Annotated in this window: 14 protein-coding genes, 1 tRNA gene and 1 pseudogene; 15 read left to right on the top strand and 1 reads right to left on the bottom strand. The window is 73.6% G+C overall.

The features are described from left to right. Positions 1–160 precede the first annotated feature (160 nt). The 13 genes from ACFWP3_RS33985 (at position 161) to ACFWP3_RS33925 (ending at position 14,268) form a co-directional block, all read left to right on the top strand. Positions 161–1,297, top strand: a complete 1,137-nt coding sequence (locus ACFWP3_RS33985) for an ROK family protein (protein WP_384228858.1) — start codon at positions 161–163, stop codon at positions 1,295–1,297. 981 nt (positions 1,298–2,278) lie between these two features. After that, entirely contained in the window at positions 2,279–3,040 is a 762-nt protein-coding gene (locus ACFWP3_RS33980) for a hypothetical protein (RefSeq protein WP_384228856.1), read from the top strand. A 352-nt stretch (positions 3,041–3,392) separates the two neighbouring features. Further along, the gene (locus ACFWP3_RS33975) at positions 3,393–4,157 is read left to right on the top strand and encodes a GntR family transcriptional regulator (protein ID WP_384228854.1); all 765 of its coding nucleotides are present in this window, start codon (positions 3,393–3,395) and stop codon (positions 4,155–4,157) included. Positions 4,158–4,305: 148 nt separating this feature from the next. Then, positions 4,306–5,427 (top strand): TIGR03364 family FAD-dependent oxidoreductase, encoded by a 1,122-nt coding sequence (locus ACFWP3_RS33970; RefSeq protein ID WP_384228852.1) that lies wholly within the window; start codon positions 4,306–4,308, stop codon positions 5,425–5,427. A 5-nt stretch (positions 5,428–5,432) separates the two neighbouring features. Further along, a complete protein-coding gene (locus tag ACFWP3_RS33965) occupies positions 5,433–6,128 on the top strand; it encodes a phosphonatase-like hydrolase (protein WP_384228850.1) in 696 nt (231 codons plus the stop codon). After that, positions 6,125–7,174, top strand: coding sequence for an ABC transporter ATP-binding protein (locus ACFWP3_RS33960; protein WP_384228848.1), 1,050 nt, complete (start codon positions 6,125–6,127; stop codon positions 7,172–7,174). The genes ACFWP3_RS33965 and ACFWP3_RS33960 overlap by 4 nt, the downstream gene beginning before the upstream one ends. Continuing rightward, complete coding sequence (locus ACFWP3_RS33955; protein ID WP_384228846.1) at positions 7,167–8,123, top strand: 2-aminoethylphosphonate ABC transporter permease subunit; 957 nt, start codon at positions 7,167–7,169, stop codon at positions 8,121–8,123. The genes ACFWP3_RS33960 and ACFWP3_RS33955 overlap by 8 nt, the downstream gene beginning before the upstream one ends. Continuing rightward, a complete protein-coding gene (locus tag ACFWP3_RS33950) occupies positions 8,110–8,907 on the top strand; it encodes an ABC transporter permease (RefSeq protein WP_384228844.1) in 798 nt (265 codons plus the stop codon). The genes ACFWP3_RS33955 and ACFWP3_RS33950 overlap by 14 nt, the downstream gene beginning before the upstream one ends. 98 nt (positions 8,908–9,005) lie before the next feature. Next, positions 9,006–10,085 carry a 2-aminoethylphosphonate ABC transporter substrate-binding protein gene (locus tag ACFWP3_RS33945; protein ID WP_384228841.1) on the top strand — a complete coding sequence of 360 codons (1,080 nt, stop codon included), beginning with the start codon at positions 9,006–9,008 and terminating at the stop codon, positions 10,083–10,085. Positions 10,086–10,274: 189 nt separating this feature from the next. After that, positions 10,275–11,804, top strand: coding sequence for an alkaline phosphatase family protein (locus ACFWP3_RS33940; protein ID WP_384228838.1), 1,530 nt, complete (start codon positions 10,275–10,277; stop codon positions 11,802–11,804). 120 nt (positions 11,805–11,924) lie between these two features. Beyond that, positions 11,925–12,704, top strand: coding sequence for an HAD-IIA family hydrolase (locus tag ACFWP3_RS33935; RefSeq protein WP_384228836.1), 780 nt, complete (start codon positions 11,925–11,927; stop codon positions 12,702–12,704). A gap of 82 nt (positions 12,705–12,786) precedes the next feature. Next, entirely contained in the window at positions 12,787–13,392 is a 606-nt protein-coding gene (locus tag ACFWP3_RS33930) for a hypothetical protein (RefSeq protein ID WP_384228834.1), read from the top strand. 216 nt (positions 13,393–13,608) lie between these two features. Then, positions 13,609–14,268 carry a class F sortase gene (locus tag ACFWP3_RS33925; protein ID WP_384228831.1) on the top strand — a complete coding sequence of 220 codons (660 nt, stop codon included), beginning with the start codon at positions 13,609–13,611 and terminating at the stop codon, positions 14,266–14,268. 60 nt (positions 14,269–14,328) lie between these two features. Here ACFWP3_RS33925 and ACFWP3_RS33920 read toward each other — a convergent pair. Beyond that, positions 14,329–14,402 (bottom strand) — tRNA-Lys (locus tag ACFWP3_RS33920). 227 nt (positions 14,403–14,629) lie between these two features. On the opposite strand from ACFWP3_RS33920, the gene ACFWP3_RS33915 reads away from it, so the two are divergent. Further along, entirely contained in the window at positions 14,630–15,958 is a 1,329-nt protein-coding gene (locus ACFWP3_RS33915) for a peptidoglycan-binding protein (RefSeq protein ID WP_384228896.1), read from the top strand. Next, positions 15,955–16,416: pseudogene (locus ACFWP3_RS33910) on the top strand (hypothetical protein); the annotation flags it as partial. The gene ACFWP3_RS33915 and the pseudogene ACFWP3_RS33910, both read left to right, overlap by 4 nt.

Here is a 16,416-nt window from a genome sequence, read left to right as displayed (position 1 = left end):
GTGTTGCCGAAGTGCAAGGAGGGTGGACAATGGGCAGGTGAACAGGGGAAACGGGGACGACGGCGAGGGCGGGCCTGGGGCCGGGGGTGCTGGTGCTGGTGCTGGTGCTGGTGCTGGCGCGGGCGGAGGTGCGGGCGCGGGTGGCTACGGGCGCGGCGGGGTGAACCTGCCGGCGCTGCGCGGGCACAACGAGGCGCTCCTGCTGGACCTGCTGCGCGGCGCCGGGCCCGCGGGCCTGGGCCGGGCCGAACTGGCCGCGCGTACGGGGCTCACCCCGCAGGCCGTCAGCAAGATCACCGCGCGGCTGGGCGGGGAGGGGCTGGTCGCGGAGGCCGGCCGCGCCGTGTCCACCGGCGGCAAGCCGCGCACCCTGCTCCGGCTGGTGCCGCAGGCGCGGTACGCGGCCGGGGTGCACCTGGACCGCGACGAGCTCCGGGCGGTACGGGTGGACCTGGCGGGCACGGTCGTCGCGGAGAGCGGGGGCCCGCTGGACTTCGGGGCCGGTCCGGATGCGGTGGTGGAGGAGGTCGTACGGGCGCTCGCGCGGGTCGGTAGCCCGCGGGTCGGTGGCCCGCGGGTCGGTGACGCGGGGGTCGGTGACGCGCGGGTCGGAGGCGCGGCCGTCGGCGAGCCGGGTGGGCGGCCGCTGCTGGGGGTCGGGGTGGCCGCGCCGGGGCCGCTGGACCATCGGGCCGGGGTGATGGGCCGGGTGACGGGGTTTCCGCGATGGGAGGGCTACCCGTTGCGGGAGGTGCTGGCGAGGCGGCTGGGGGTGCCGGTGCTGCTGGACAAGGACACGAACGCCGGTGCGGCGGCGGCTGCGGTGGGGGCGCCGGCCGGGTTTCGGGGGGCCTCGGTGTACGTGCACGTCGGGACCGGGCTCGGGGCCGGGCTGCGGCTGGGCGGGGAGGTCTACCGGGGAGGGCGTTCGGGGGCGGGGGAGTTCGGACACCAGGTGCTGCTGCTGAACGGGCCGCCGTGCCGGTGCGGGGCGCGGGGGTGCGCGGAGGTGCTGTGCCTGGCGGCGGTGGCCCGGGGGGATCTGGCCGAGGCCGCGCGGATCGTGGGGGAGGGGGCGGCGAATCTGGTGGGGCTGCTGGATGTGGAGCGGGTGGTGCTGGGCGGGCGCGTGGTGCAGGCGGCGCCGGAGGTGTTCCTGGACGGGGTCCGGCGGGTGATCGCGGGGCGGGTGCCTGGCGGTGGGCCGGGGTCGGTGTGTGTGGCGTTGGCCGGGGCGGGGGTTGCGGAGGGGGCGGCGGAGTTGGTGCTGGGGCCGGTGTTCGGCCGGGTCGGCTGAGGCTCGGGCCGGCTGGCGGCATCCGGCCGCGGCGCTGCTTACCGGGGCTCGGCCCCGGGCCCCGCGCCTCAAGCGCCGGCGGGGCTGGGGTTGGCTCGGGCGGGGCCGGAAGCGGGCTGGTGGGGCTGAAGGATCGGGGCTCCGCCCCGGGCCCCGCGCCTCGAGCGCCGGCGGGGCTGAGTCTTGCCCGGCGGGTCTGGGATTGGCCTGGTGGGGCGGGATGCTGACCAGCGGAGCTGAGTTTGGCTCGGCGGAGCCGGGAGCGGCCCGGTTGGGCGGGAAGTGGCCGGGCGGGGCTTGAAGGATCGGGGCTGCGCCCCGGGTCCCCGTCTTCGGGCGCCGATGGGCGGCTTGGGTGGGCGGGGTCGGGTGAGGGTGTGTGGGTGCGGCGCCGTTGCCGGGGCTCCGCCCCGGGCCCCGCGCCTCAAATGCCGGCGGGGCTGGGTTGGCCCGGGCGGGGCCGGAAGCGGCCCGGTCGGGCTGAAGGATCGGGGCTCCGCCCCGGACCCCGCGCCTCAAGCGCCGGCGAGGCTGAATCTCGCCCGGCGGAGCCAGGAGTGGTCCGGCGGAGCCAGGAGTGGTCCGGCGGAGCCAGGAGTGGTCCGGCTGGGCGGGACGTGGCCCGGCCGGCGGGAGGGGTTCGGCGAGCCGGGAGGGCTTCGGCGGGGCTGAGTTTGGCTCGGCGGGGCGGGGAGTGGTTTGGGCGAGCCGGGAGGGGTTCGGCTGGGATGGGATGCGGGTCGTCGGAGGGGGCCGGGAGCGGGGTGGTGGGGCTGGGGGTGGGTCCGTAGGGCTGGGGGCTGGTGGGTCGGGGTGGCGTTCTTGACGGTTTGGGCTGATTGGGCGTAAACCGTAGAAGCTTGGGCGTGGTGGGGGTGGGGGGTTCGGGGGGAGTGGCAAGGTGCGGGCTGGGCGGGGTGATTGTCACCTCGTCCTACCATCGTCCCGTCCGGTGAGCAGCGAAGCAGCGAGGGATCTTCCATGCGACTGCGCAAAGCCCTTGCCCTCGGCGCCGTCCTCTCCGCCGCCCTGGTCGCCGCCACCGCACCCACCGCCGGCGCGGACGTCGGCACCGGCGGCGGGGCCCGGCCGGCGCCCGCGTGGCCGTCCCGTGCGCAGGCCACCTGCGGGGACGGGAAGAGCACCGCCTTTCCCATCGGCGCCCGGATTCGCGGCGGACCGGCCGTGTACCGGACCGGCGGCGGCCCGCAGACCTGGTACCTGGACCTGACCAACACCACCGACAGCCTCTGCACCGCCATCCACCCCGTCGTCGTCCTCACCGACAAGGCCCGCGCCCTGCGCCCCGCCCACCTGCGGATGGAGTTCGACACCCCCGGCGGCACGCTCCCCGTCAGCCTGGAGCGCAGCGACCGCGACGAGATCATCGCCGTCTTCGACGGAGGATCCGCCTTCCCCGGCTTCACCGTCGCCGCCGGCAGGTCGCTCACCGTCCGGGTGGGCCTGGCCTTCACGGCCGACGCGCCGACCGGCGAGGTCCTCGCGGACGCCGCGCTCGTGCAGCGCAAGGGCGATGACGGCGACTGGATCGGCGAGGCCGGCGGCTACCGGTTCACCGTCGAGGGTCCGCAGGACCCCGTGGAGGCGGGCTCCCTCGCGCACACCGGGCCGCGCGACGAACGGGCGTACGGGGTGGGGGCCGGTGCGGTCGCGGCCCTCGTCGTCGGTGGCGGACTCGTGATCGGGGCCCGGCGACTGCGCGCCACCCCCGACACACGCTGACCCGTCCGTCCGCCGGACTCCGCGCCACCTCCGACACACGCTGACCCGTCCGTCCGCCGGACTCCGCGCCACCTCCGACACACGCTGCCCCGTCCGTCCGCCGGACTCCGCGCCACACGTCCGTCTGCCGGACTCCGCGCCGCCCGTCCGTCCGCCGAACGCCGTGCGCCGTGCGCCTGTCCGTCCGGCTCCTGTCCGTCCGTCCGCCGGACTCCGCGCCCCGTCCGTCCGGCTCCCGCCCGTCCGCCCGCCCCACCCGGCCCACCCGACCCCCGACCCCCGGCCCCCGGCACGCACCGCCCCCGCCCCCACCCCCGCATCCCCCCACCCCCGCCCCGCATAGAGTCCCAGCGTGGAAGAACAGACCCAGCACCACCGTCCCGGCTCGCCCGTCCGCTCCGGGATTCCCGAGCACGGCCGCATCCCGAAGTACTACGCCGTCAAGGCCCGTATCGCCGAGCTCCTCGACGAGCTCGGTGAGGGCGGGACGCTGCCCACCGAGCGGGATCTCGCCGAGCGGTACGAGGTGTCCCGCGAGACCGTCCGCCAGGCTCTGCGCGAGCTGCTGCTCGAAGGCCGGCTGCGGCGGGCCGGCCGGGGGACCGTCGTTGCCGGGCCGAAGCTGGAGCAGCCGCTGTCGCTGGCGAGCTACACCGAGGGCGTCCGCCGCCAGGGCCGCCGCCCGGGCCGTCACCTCATCGGGCTCGAGCGGTTCCCCTGCCCGCCCGACCTCACCCCCGGCATCGGCGCCGATGCCGGCGAGCCGGTCTGGCACCTGGAGCGCGTCCTGCTGGCCGACGACGAACGGGTCGGCCTGGAGAGCACGTACATCCGGGTGGCCCGGGCGCCCCGCCTCGACAGCGATTTCCCGCCGGACTCCTCCTTCTACGGATACCTCCGTGACCGCCTCGGCATCTCCTTCGGCGACGCCGACGAGAAGCTGGAGACGGTCCTGGCGACCCCCCGCGAGGCCCTGCTGATCGGCACTCCGCCCGCCCTCCCGATGCTGCTCATCCACCGCTTCTCGCGGGATCAGGACGGCCGGCCGCTGGAGCGGGTGCGTTCGCTCTACCGTGGTGACCGGTTCAGCTTCACGACCCGTCTGCGGCCCGAATAGTCCCGAGCGGATCACTGCAAACATGGCGCAATCGGGCGTATTGAAGTCACAAAGAGGTAACGGGTCTAGTCCAAGTTTGGGGGGTTGTTCACCGGCCCGTCGTCCACCGGATCCCCCCGGGTCACGGGGCGCGCCCACCGTGGACGGCGTGAGAGTCATAGTCGTCGGAGGCGGCGTGGTCGGCACCATGCACGCCTGGCAAGCAGTCGAACGCGGCCACGAGGTCGTCCAGATCGAGCGAGAAGCGGAGGCCCGCGGCGCGTCACTGCGCAATTTCGGCCAGATCTGGGTGAGCGGAAGAGCCGGTGGTGAGGAGCTCGACACCGCCCTGCGGGCCCGCGAGCTCTGGGAGCGGATCGGGGAGCGGGTGCCGGGCCTCGGGTTCCGGGCCATCGGTTCCCTCACCCCCGTCCGCAACGCCCGTGAGTACGCGGTCGCCGAGGCGGCCGTCGCCCGCCCCGACGCCGCCGCCCGCGGCTACAAGCTGGTCACCGCGGCCGAGGCCCGGGAGATCAACCCGGCCCTGCGCGGGGCCTTCGAGGCCGCGCTGTGGTGCGAGCGGGACGCGGCCGTCGAACCGCGCACCGCCCAGCTCCACCTGCGCGAGGCCCTCGAGGCCACCGGCCGGTACACCTTCCTCCCCGGGCGGGAGGTGCGCGAGCTCGCCGGCCCGGGCGCCGTCCGCGACGACCACGGCGACGTCCACCGCGGCGACGCCGTGGTCCTGGCGACCGGGGCCTGGCTGTCGGGCCTGGTCCGCGAGCTGGTCCCCGACCTGCCCGTGCGCCGCGTCCGGCTGCAGATGATGCAGACCGCCCCGCTCGGCGAGCCGCTGACCACCTCCGTCGCGGACGCCGACAGCTTCCGCTACTACCCCGCCTACGCGTCCGAGGCCCTCGACGCGCTCAACGCCGCGCAGGCCCAGGCGCCGATCGCCGCCGCGCACAAGATGCAGCTGCTGATGGTCCAGCGCCTGGACGGCGGACTGACCATCGGCGACACCCACGAATACGAGCACCCCTTCGCGTTCGACACCCTCGAAGACCCCTACGAGCACCTCACCGAGGTCGTCGAGGCCTTCCTGGGCCGCCCCCTGCCGAAGATCAGGCACCGCTGGGCGGGCGTGTACGCGCAGTGCACCGACACCACCCGCGTCGTCCACCGCCAGCAGGTGGCCGACGGCGTCTGGCTGGTGACCGGACCCGGCGGGCGCGGCATGACCTGCTCGCCCGCCATAGCCGAGACCACCGCGAACGAACTGGGCTGGTAAGTCTGATGACCGAGAACCGCACGCAGAACCTGATCGTCCTGGACATGGCCGGCACCACCGTCGCCGACGGCGGCCTCGTCGAGCGCGCCTTCGAGCGCGCCGCCGAGCGCCTCGGCGTCGAGCCGGGCAGCGCCGACCACGCCGAGAAGCTCCAGTACGTACGCGACACCATGGGCGAGTCGAAGATCTCCGTCTTCCGCCACCTCTTCGGTACGGAGGACCTCGCCCGGCGCGCCAACTCCGCCTTCGAGGAGGCGTACGGGGAACTCATCGACTCCGGCCTGATCGCCCCGGTCGCCGGAGCCCGCGAGACCATCGAGAAGCTCCGCGCCGACGGCCGCACCGTCGTCCTGACCACCGGCTTCGCCCGCGTCACCCAGGACGCCATCCTCGACGCCCTGGGCTGGCAGGGCCTGGCGGACCTCACCCTGTGCCCCGCCGACGCGGGCGGCCGCGGGCGCCCGTACCCGGACATGGTGCTGGCCGCGTTCCTGCGCACGGGCGCCGCGGACGACGTACGGGAGATGGTCGTCGCGGGCGACACCGCCTACGACATGCTCAGCGGCCGCCGCGCCGGCGCCGGGACCGTGGCGGGCGTCCTCACCGGCGCCCACGACCGCGCGGCCCTGACCGCGCACGGCGCCACCCACGTCCTGGGCTCCGTCGCCGAACTCCCGCACCTGCTGGCGGATTCGGCGTGAGCGGCATCCGCTTCGAGGGGGTCAGCGTCGCCTACGGCGGCAACACCGTCCTGGACTCCCTCGACCTGACCGTCGAGCCCGGCGAGGTCATGGCGCTGCTCGGCCCCTCCGGCTCGGGCAAGACCACGGCGCTGCGGGCGGTCGCCGGGTTCGTACGGCCCGCCGCGGGCCGGGTGCTGATCGGCGGCCGGGACGTCACCGCGCTTCCGCCGCACAAGCGCGGCATCGGCATGGTCGTCCAGCAGTACGCGCTGTTCCCGCACATGAGGGTCGAGGCGAACGTCGCCTTCGGGCTGAAGGCCCAGAAGGCGTCCAAGGCCGAGATACCCGGCCGGGTCGCCGAGGCCCTGGAGATGACCGGCATGGCGGCCTACGCCAAGCGCTACCCGCGCGAGCTGTCGGGCGGCCAGCAGCAGCGCGTGGCCATCGCCCGCGCCCTCGCCATCCGCCCGGGGGTGCTCCTGCTCGACGAGCCGCTGTCCGCGCTCGACGCGCAGCTGCGCTCCGGGATGCTCGCCGAACTGGCCCGCCTGCACCGCGAACTGCCCGACGTGTCCATCCTGTACGTCACCCACGACCAGGTCGAGGCGCTCACCCTGGCCGACCGGATCGCCGTCATGGACAAGGCCCGGCTCCAGGACTGCGGGACCCCGCAGCAGCTGTACCGGGCCCCGCGCACCGAGTTCACCGCGTCCTTCGTCGGCAACGCGAACCTGCTGCCGGTGACCGTCGCGGAGGGCGGCGCGCTCTTCGAGGGCCGCCCGCTGGCCCTCGACCGCGGCCGCGCCGTGCCCGGGTCCACCGCGACCCTGTGCGTACGGCCGCACCTGCTCGGCCTGGGGGACGGCCCGAACGCGCTGAGCGGCCGCATCGCCGAGGTCCAGTGGCGCGGCTCGACGCACCGGCTGTACGTCGATGTCGCCGGCCACCGCGTGAAGGCGGACCTGCCCGAGCTGCGGGAGACGCCCGCGCTGGGGGACCGGGTCACGCTGCACTTCGAGCCGCGGGACGCGGTGCTGCTGGCCGCTGGGGTGTCCGATGGCTGAGACCACGCGGCGCGCCACGCCTGTACCGGCCCCCGCCGGGGAGGCTCGGGGCTCCGCCCCTGGCCCCGCGCCTCAATCGCCGGCGGGGCTGAAAGATCGGGGCTCCGCCCCGGACCCCGCGCCTCAAACGCCGGCGAGGCTGAATCTGTGGGCGCTGCCGCCCGTGGCCGTGCTCGCGCTGGTGTTCCTGTATCCGCTCGCGCTGGTCGTCCAGCAGTCGCTCAGCCCCGAGAACGGCGGCGGCGCCTTCGACGCCTATGCGCAGGTCTTCGGCTCGCAGGCCTTCCGCGAAGCGCTCGGGACCACCGTCTGGCTGGCCGTCGGGGCCACCGTCGGGTGTCTCGTCCTCGGTTTCGCGCTCGCGCTCGTCATCGCGTTCGTGCCGTTCCCGGGCGCCCGCGGCGTTGCGAAGTTCATCGACGTCTTCCTCTCCTTCCCCTCCTTTCTCATCACCCTCGCCCTGCTCTTCATCTACGGCACCGTCGGCATGGCCAACGGAGTCTGGACCGACTTCACCGGCGCTGCCGAGGGGCCCTTCCACTTCCTGACCACGCCGTGGGGCGTCCTGCTCGCGGAGATCACGTACTTCACGCCCTTCGTGATGCGCCCCCTGCTCGCCGCCTTCTCCCAGCTGGACACCGCCCAGCTGGAGGTCGCCGCCGGCCTCGGCGCCCGGCCCGCGCGGATCGTCCGGCAGGTGATCCTGCCCGAGGCGCTCCCCGCCCTGGCCGCGGGCGGCAGCCTCGTCCTCGTCATGTGCCTCAACGAGTTCGGGATCGTCCTGTTCACCGGAGCCAAGGACGTCACGACCCTCCCGATGCTCATCTACGGCAAGGCGATCCTCGAATCCGACTACGCCGCCGCCTGCGTGGTCGCCGTCGTCAACATCGTGATCTCCGTCGGCCTGTTCGGCCTCTACCGGGTGGTGAGCAAGCGTGCTGGTGCATAGCAAGACGGGCCGCTGGGCCGTCTGGAGCCTCTTCGGCCTCCTCTTCCTGCCGCTGTTCGCGCTGCCCCTGCTCGTGGTGGTCGCGGCCTCCTTCGCCACCCACTGGTCCGGCGCGTTCCCCTCCGGCCCGACCACCGCGAACTACGCCTCCGCCGTGCAGGGCGAGTCCCTCCAGGCCCTGACCACCAGCCTGGTCACCGCCGTCGCCGCGAGCCTGCTCGCGCTCACCGTCGGCACCTGGGCGGCGCTGGCGGGCTCGGCCCTCGGCAAGCGCGGGAAGCGGTCCCTGGACGCGCTGTTCATGCTGCCCGTCGCCGTGCCGTCCGTGGTCGTCGGCCTCGCCGTGCTCGTCGCCTTCAGCCGGCCGCCGCTGCTCCTCAACGGAACCAGCTCGATCGTCATCCTGGCGCACACGATCCTTGTCACGGCGTTCGCCTACCAGTCGGTCTCGGCGGCGATCGTACGGCTCGACCCCGCGTACGAGCAGGCCGCGGCCTCCCTCGGCGCGCGCCCCGGCTACGTCCTGTGGCGGGTCAAGCTCCCGCTCCTGCTGCCGTCCCTCACCGCGGCCGCCGGGCTCTGCTTCGCCCTGTCCATGGGCGAGCTGAGCGCCACGATGATGCTCTACCCGCCGGACTGGATGCCCCTCCCGGTCCGGATCTTCACGGCCACCGACCGGGGTTCGCTCTTCAGCGGATCCGCCGTCGCCGTCGTGCTGATGGCCACCACCCTGCTCGTCCTGCTGGCCGTCTCCCGCGTCCGCACCAAGGCCTCCTACCGCTGACCCCCCGCACCCCCCGCTGCCCCACCTCCCCCCGCTGCTCCACCCCGCCGTACCCCTGCTGAGTCCCTGTCGACTCCCTTTCCCCGTAAGGAAGTTCCATGCCCAGCAAGCTCCTGCTCCGTACCGCCGCCGCCCTCACCGGCAGCCTGGCCCTCGCCGTCTCCCTCACCGCCTGCGGCGGCTCCGCCACCGCCGGCTCCGGCAAGGCCGGCGAGGAGAAGGTCGTCACCGTCTACAGCGCCGACGGCCTCAAGAGCGAGAAGGGCGACGGCTGGTACGACAAGGTCTTCGCCGAGTTCACCAAGAAGACCGGCATCGAGGTCAAGTACGTCGAGGGGGGCTCGGGCGAGATGGTGCAGCGCGCCGTCCGCGAGAAGACCAACACCCAGGCCGACGTACTGATCACCCTGCCGCCCTTCATCCAGCAGGCCGACGGCAAGGGCCTCCTCCAGGCCTACACGCCGCAGGGCTCCGAGAAGGTCAACGGCGCCAACAAGGCAGCCGACGGCAAGTGGACCTCGGTCGTCAACAACTACTTCGGGTTCATCTACAACAAGAAGGAGCTCGCCGAGGCCCCCAAGACCTGGGAGGAGCTGCTGGACCCCAAGTTCAAGGGCAAGCTGCAGTACTCCACCCCGGGCGTCGCGGGCGACGGCACCGCCGTCCTGATCAAGTCGATGCACGACTTCGGCGGCAAGGAGCCGGCGATGGAGTACCTGAAGAAGCTCCAGGCCAACAACGTCGGCCCGTCCTCCTCCACCAGCAAGCTGGCGCCGAAGACCGACAAGGGCGAGCTGCTCGTCGCCAACGGCGACGTCCAGATGAACTTCGCGCAGTCCAAGTCCATGCCGAACATCGGCATCTGGTTCCCCGCGAAGGACGGCGGCAAGCCCACCACCTTCGCCCTGCCGTACGCGGCCGGCCTCGTCGACAAGGCCCCGCACACCGAGAACGGCAAGAAGCTCCTCGACTACCTGCTCGGCGAGGAGGCGCAGCAGCTGGTCAGCGGCGTCGGCGGCGGCTTCCCGGCGCGCACCGACGTCAAGCCGACCGACGCCAACGCCGTCGAGCTCACCAAGATCATGACGGGTGTCGAGGTCTTCGAGCCGAACTGGGCCGACATCGACGCGAACCTCACCGCCTACGTCGACGCGTGGAAGTCGGCAACCGGCAGCTGACCGGACACTTCCCGGCCACCCTGGTCCGGGAAAGTGACGCTTGCGTAACGGGTCTGGACCGAAATGCCCTTCGGTCCGGACCCTGGGCCCCCGGACCCTCCCCGGCCACCGCCGGAGGTGCTTCCCTCCGGGGGTACCGCGCGCACTGTCCCCGCACTTCGCCGCTCACCTGCTCCCCAGGAGGAGTACGTGTCCACTGCCCTGCCCGGACGACGCGTCATCGCCGTGACCGCTTCCGCCGCCGCCCTGATCGCCGCGTCCGCCCTGGCCACCCCGGCCGGCGCCGCGGACGCCGCCGCTGCCGCCAACACCGACAAGGTGCTCGTCATCGGCATCGACGGCGCGGTCCTCGACCGCGTCAAGGCCGCCAACGCCCCGCACCTGAAGGGCCTGATGGCCCAGGGCCTGACCGCCCGCAGCACCCTGTACGCGAACCCGATGGCCGCCACCTCCTCCGGCCCCGGCTGGTCCACCATCGCCACCGGCGTCTGGCCCGACAAGCACGGCGTGAAGGACAACTCCTTCACCGGCAAGAACTACACCGCCCACCCCGACTTCCTGACCCGCATGGAGAACGCCAACCCGGCGCTCAACACCTACGCGGCCGCCGACTGGGAGCCGATCACCTCCACCGACGCGGGCGGCCCGATCTTCTCCGCCAAGGTCGACAAGCGGCTCTCCCTCAAGGGCGACCGCGACGGCTACCGCAACGAGGACCCCAAGATCGCCGCCGCGGCCGCCGCCGAACTGCGCGACCAGAACCCGGACGCCGCCTTCGTCTACCTCGGCGAGATCGACGTCGCCGGCCACTCCTACGGCGCCGCCAGCCAGCAGTACCTCGACGCCGTCGCCCGCGTGGACGCCCTGATCGGCCAGGTGCTGACCGCCGTACAGAACCGCCCGACCTACGCCCAGGAGAACTGGAAGGTCCTGGTCACCACCGACCACGGCCACACCAACTCCGGCGGCCACGGCGGCTCCACCATCCAGGAGCGCGGCACCTTCGTCATCGCCAAGGGCGCGGGCATCGCGGCCGGTTCGGTGCGCGACGACGTCAAGCTGGTCGACGTCGCCGCGACCGCGCTCGCGCAGGTCGGCGTCTCCACCGCCGCACTGGACGGCGTACCGCTGAACGCCCCCGACAGCGACCCCTTCGACACCCTGCGCCCCGCCCTCCAGGCCCGCGTGGACGAGACGGGCATCCCGGCCGGCGTGAAGGGCTTCACCCGCACCCCGCCCGCCGGCTGGTCCGTCGACAACTCCCGTATGGGCACGGGCGGTGTCGGCGAGTGGGCCGGCTGGGCCTTCGCGACCGACGAGTTCTGGAGCCAGGCCCAGCGCGACCAGTGGCGCGAGCTGAACGTCCGCTCCCGTGACGTCTTCGCCGTCGCCGACTCCGACGAGTGGGACGACAAGAGCCACACCGGCAGCTTCGACTCCACCCTGATCACCCCGAAGTGGGCCGTCACCGGCGGCACCACGAAGAACCTGACCTTCCAGACGCACTACCGCCACGAGGCCGGGCAGACCGCCCAGGTCCTGGTCTCCTACAACGGCGCCGCGCCCACCGTCGTCAAGAGCTACACCGCCGACGCGGTGGCCAGGTCCGAGTCCCTGAACCTCCAGGTCCCGGCCGGTGCGACGGACGTGCAGATCCGCTTCCGCTACACCGGCGACAACAACTGGTACTGGACCGTCGACAACTTCCGCCTGGGCTGATACCAGGTCCCCCGGGGTCCGGGCCGTGGACACGCCGTACGTCCCCGACCCGGCCCCGATAGGGTGGTAGAGACCAGAGGTCACAGAGGTCAGACGCCACCGAGAGCGGAGAACAGTCCAGTGGCAGAGCGCAAGCCGATCGAATCCTGGCTCACCGACATGGACGGGGTCCTGATCCACGAGGGCACCCCGATCCCCGGGGCGGATGCCTTCATCAAGCGGCTGCGCGAGTCCGGCAAGCCCTTCCTGGTGCTGACCAACAACTCCATCTACACCCCGCGCGACCTCCAGGCCCGCCTCAGCCGCATGGGCCTCGACGTCCCCGTCGAGAACATCTGGACCTCCGCGCTGGCCACCGCGAAGTTCCTCGACGACCAGCGCCCGGGCGGCACCGCGTACGTGATCGGCGAGGCCGGCCTGACCACCGCCCTGCACGACATCGGCTACATCCTGACCGACCACGAGCCCGACTACGTGGTCCTCGGCGAGACCCGCACCTACAGCTTCGAGGCGATGACGAAGGCGGTCCGCCTGATCAACGCGGGCGCCCGCTTCATCTGCACCAACCCCGACGAGACCGGCCCCTCCACCGAGGGCCCGCTCCCGGCCACCGGCGCCGTCGCCGCGCTGATCACCAAGGCCACCGGCAAGAAGCCGTACTTCGCGGGCAAGCCCAACCCGCTGATGATGCGCACCGGCCTCAACGCGATCGGCGCGCACTCGGAGACCAGCGCGATGATCGGCGACCGGATGGACACCGACGTGCTGGCCGGGCTGGAGGCGGGCATGCAGACCTTCCTGGTCCTCACCGGCCTGACCTCGGTCGCGGACACCGAGAAGTTCCCGTACCGCCCCACCAAGACGGTCGACTCGATCGCCGACCTGGTGGACCTCGTTTAAGTCGTTCGGCTGACACGTACGGCGCCGCTCCGGATGCGGAGCGGCGCGCGGCGCGTGAATCTCCTTGTTGAGGAGGTTCACCATGCGCAGTGTTCACATCGCTCTCCGTGCCGCCGGGGTGGCCGTCGCCCTGACAGCGTTCTCCGCGGTGACCGCGCCCACCGCCCTCGCGGGGGAGGAGGACCGCGGCGGCCGCGGCAGCGTCTCGGTCGATCCCAGCCCGGCCCACCCGGGAGCGCAGGTCAAGCTGCGCGTCAACGGCTGCGACGGCACCAGGGGCGCGGCCAAGTCCTCCGTCTTCGCGGGGGACGCGGAGCTGTACGGCCGCGACGGCGGCCGCAGCCCGCTCTACGGCGAGGTGACGATCAGCTCGCACGCCCAGCCGGGCCGGCACTCCGTACGGGTGACCTGCGACGGTCACGACAGGGTCAGCGGCTCCATCGAGATCTCCCACCGCCGCCCCAGCCACCACGCCTCCCCGATCTGGCCGGTCCACGCGGGCGGCGGCGGCATGTCGGCCGAACTCGCGGAGTCCTCCCGGCCGGCCGCGGCGGCGAAGAAGGACGAGCACGGCGGCGACGGTCCGGGGCTGCCGCACACGGTCATCGGCGCCGTCCTGGCAGCCGCCGCCACCCTGGCCGTCGCGGGCCGGGCGCTGGCCCTGCGCCGCCGTCGCAGCGGTGACTGAGCGAGTGCGGGCGGACGACGGCCGGGTGGATGACGGCCGGGGGTGCGGCGGCCTGTTGGATGACGCCCGGGGGTGTGGCGCCTGGGGGAACGGCGGCCGGGTGGATGACGGCCGGGCGGGCGACGGCCGGGCGGGCGACGGCCGGGCGGGTGGCCGCAGGGCGGCTGGCCGCAGGGCGGGCCGCGCATGAACGAGTGGCGCACGAGCGAGGGGCGCATGAGCGAGCCCAGATCCTCCGGAAGCGGCCGACTGCTGACCTTCGCCGCCTGGTCGGTGCTGGTCCTGGGCCTGTGGCTGTGGGGCCGCCAGATCACCGGGGTCCCGGCCCCGCTCGCCGGCCAGGCCGGCGGGGCGGTGGGGCCGGTCCTGCCCGCGGCCCACGCCCCCCTGGCCGCGGCCCTGCCCCAGCGGGTCGACGTACCGTCCATAGGCGTCCAGGCCCCGGTGATCTCCCGGGGCCTGGACGCGGACGGGGCGATCGAGCCGCCCCCGTACGACAGCCCGGGCACGGTCGGCTGGTGGAGCAACGGCGTGCAGCCGGGGGCCGCCGGGGCCGCGCTGATGGTGGGGCACGTGGACACGAAGTCCAAGCCGGCCGTGTTCTACGGGCTGAGCTCGGCGCAGCCGGGCGAGAAGGTGCGGGTGGTGCGGGCGGACGGTTCGGTCGCCGAGTTCACCATCGAGGACGTACGGGTCTACGAGCGCGCGGCCTTCGACGCGCACAAGGTGTACGGCCAGCGGATCAGGGGCCGGGCCGAGCTGAGGCTGGTGACCTGCGGCGGCACCTATGACAAGGCGGCCAAGGAGTACACGGCGAACGTGGTGGTCTCCGCCTACCTGACGGGCGCCGGGGTCCGGCCGGGCACGGCTGCCTAGCCCCCGCCCACAACGAAGAAGCCCCTCGCAGTTCTCACTGCGAGGGGCTTCTTCCGTCTGTGCGCCGCCAGGGACTCGAACCCCGGACCCGCTGATTAAGAGTCAGCTGCTCTAACCAACTGAGCTAGCGGCGCTTGCTGACAGGGAAAACTCTACCCCACCTCGAGAGGTGCTCGTGACCAGCCACGCCCGCCTTGTCCGATTAACCCATGTTTAAGGGGTTTGTCGTGCACGATATGTCTGGCCGTGCCGCATCTGATGACCCGCCAGATGTGGTTCCGGCTGACCAGTGGACGAGCAGGGGAGTGGACGGAACCGCATGACGATGCAGCCTCCGACGCATGTGCAGACGCCGACGCCGATGCCGATGCCCGCCTTCGAGGAGTACGAGCCCGCGGGCGACTGTGCGTGTCGGGGGTGCGCCCAGCGTCGCCGCACCCTCGCCCGCGCGCGGGCCATACGGCTGCGCGACGGGGGCCACCCCGCCGCCCGCGGGGCCCGCCGGGCGCTGGTCCTGGCCACGGCCGCCGGCGTGGTCCTGGGCGGTGGCGGCGGAGCCGCGGTGGCGGTGACGGCACCGGCCGCCGGGCCGGCGGCGACGGACGACCCGGGCCCCGGCAGCCCGCAGGGCGGCCGGACCCCGCTGCACGGGCCGAAGGGCGGTCCCGTCGGCAAGCCGGGCGCGCCCTCCGGGGTGAAGCGGATCGACCGGACGACGATCATCAACCGGGCGAAGCTGTGGCTGGACGCGAAGGTTCCGTACAGCATGTCCGAGTACTGGACGGACGGCTACCGGCAGGACTGCTCGGGCTACGTCTCGATGGTCTGGAACCTCGGCTCGAACGAGTGGACCGGCAGCCTCGACAAGTTCGCCACGAAGATCACCAAGGCCGATCTGCTGCCCGGGGACATGCTCCTCTTCCACAACCCGGCGGACCCCAACAACGGCTCGCACGTGGTCGTCTTCGGCGGCTGGGCCGACGAGACGCAGACGCATTACATCGCCTACGAGCAGACCCGGCCGACGACGCGCAAACTGGCCACGCCCTACGGGTACTGGAGCAACGGGTCGAAGTACATCCCGTACCGGTTCAACGGGGTCACGGGCGGGATCGTGCCCGACGACCCGGCGCCGCCGGTGCCCGCGCCGGGGGACGCGACGGTGTTCCCCGGCGCCGCGAAGTTCGGGCCGGGGCAGACCAACGACCACGTGGCCCGGCTGGGCCGGATGCTGATCGAGCGCGGCGCGTTCCGGTTCTACCCGAAGGGGGTGGCCGACCGGGCGTGGAGCGAGCACGACCGGCTGGCCACCCAGGCCTTCCAGACCGCCCAGGGCTGGACCGGCGCCGACGCGGACGGCATCCCGGGGGCGCACACCTGGCGGCTGCTGGTCGAGCGCACGGGCAAGAACATCCCGCCGCTGGTGGGGGCCGCGCCGGGGCCGGGCGGGGTACGGGCGTACCCCGGGGCCTCGGTGTTCCGCCCGGGCGTGGCGCACGACGCGATCGCGGCCCTCGGCCGCCAACTGGTCAAGAAGGGCTTCGGCAAGCACTACACGTCCGGTCCCGGGCCGCGCTGGAGCGAGGCGGACCGCCGCAACGTCGAGGCCTTCCAGCGCGCGCAGGGCTGGCGCGGTGCCGCGGCCAACGGCTACCCGGGCCCGGAAACCTGGCGCCGGCTGTTCGCATGACGGAGGACACGATGTACCCCACGCACACCACCTCGGTCACGGGCACCTTCCGGGTGCCGGCGGTGTCCGCCCCTGCCCCTGCGGCTGCCGCCGCCCCCGCCCCGGTGTGGGGGGTGGCCCCGCCCCGCGAGGCCGTCCAGCGGCCGGCCGCCCCGCCCCCGCCCCCGCTCTCGGGCGAGACCTCGACGGGCTGGGCCACCGCCCCGGCGGTCCTGCTGGCGGCCGGGCCCGAGGTGCCGGCCGCCCGCGCCCAGGCCGACCCCGAACCACCGCACGCGGGCCCGGACATCCCGCACGCGGGCCCGGACATCCCGCACCCGCAGGCCGAGGCACCCCACCCCGGCCCGGCCACCCTCCGCCTGCGCCTCACCACCCCCGAACCTGCCGGCCCGACCCCGACCCGCGCGACCGCCCCCGCCCGACCCGCGCCCGTCCCACCCCCCGCACAGTCCCCCCGC

It is taken from the genome of Streptomyces sp. NPDC058525, assembly GCF_042719495.1.
In the GTDB taxonomy this organism is placed as follows: domain Bacteria; phylum Actinomycetota; class Actinomycetes; order Streptomycetales; family Streptomycetaceae; genus Streptomyces.
This window is presented reverse-complemented; position numbering and strand designations above follow the sequence as displayed.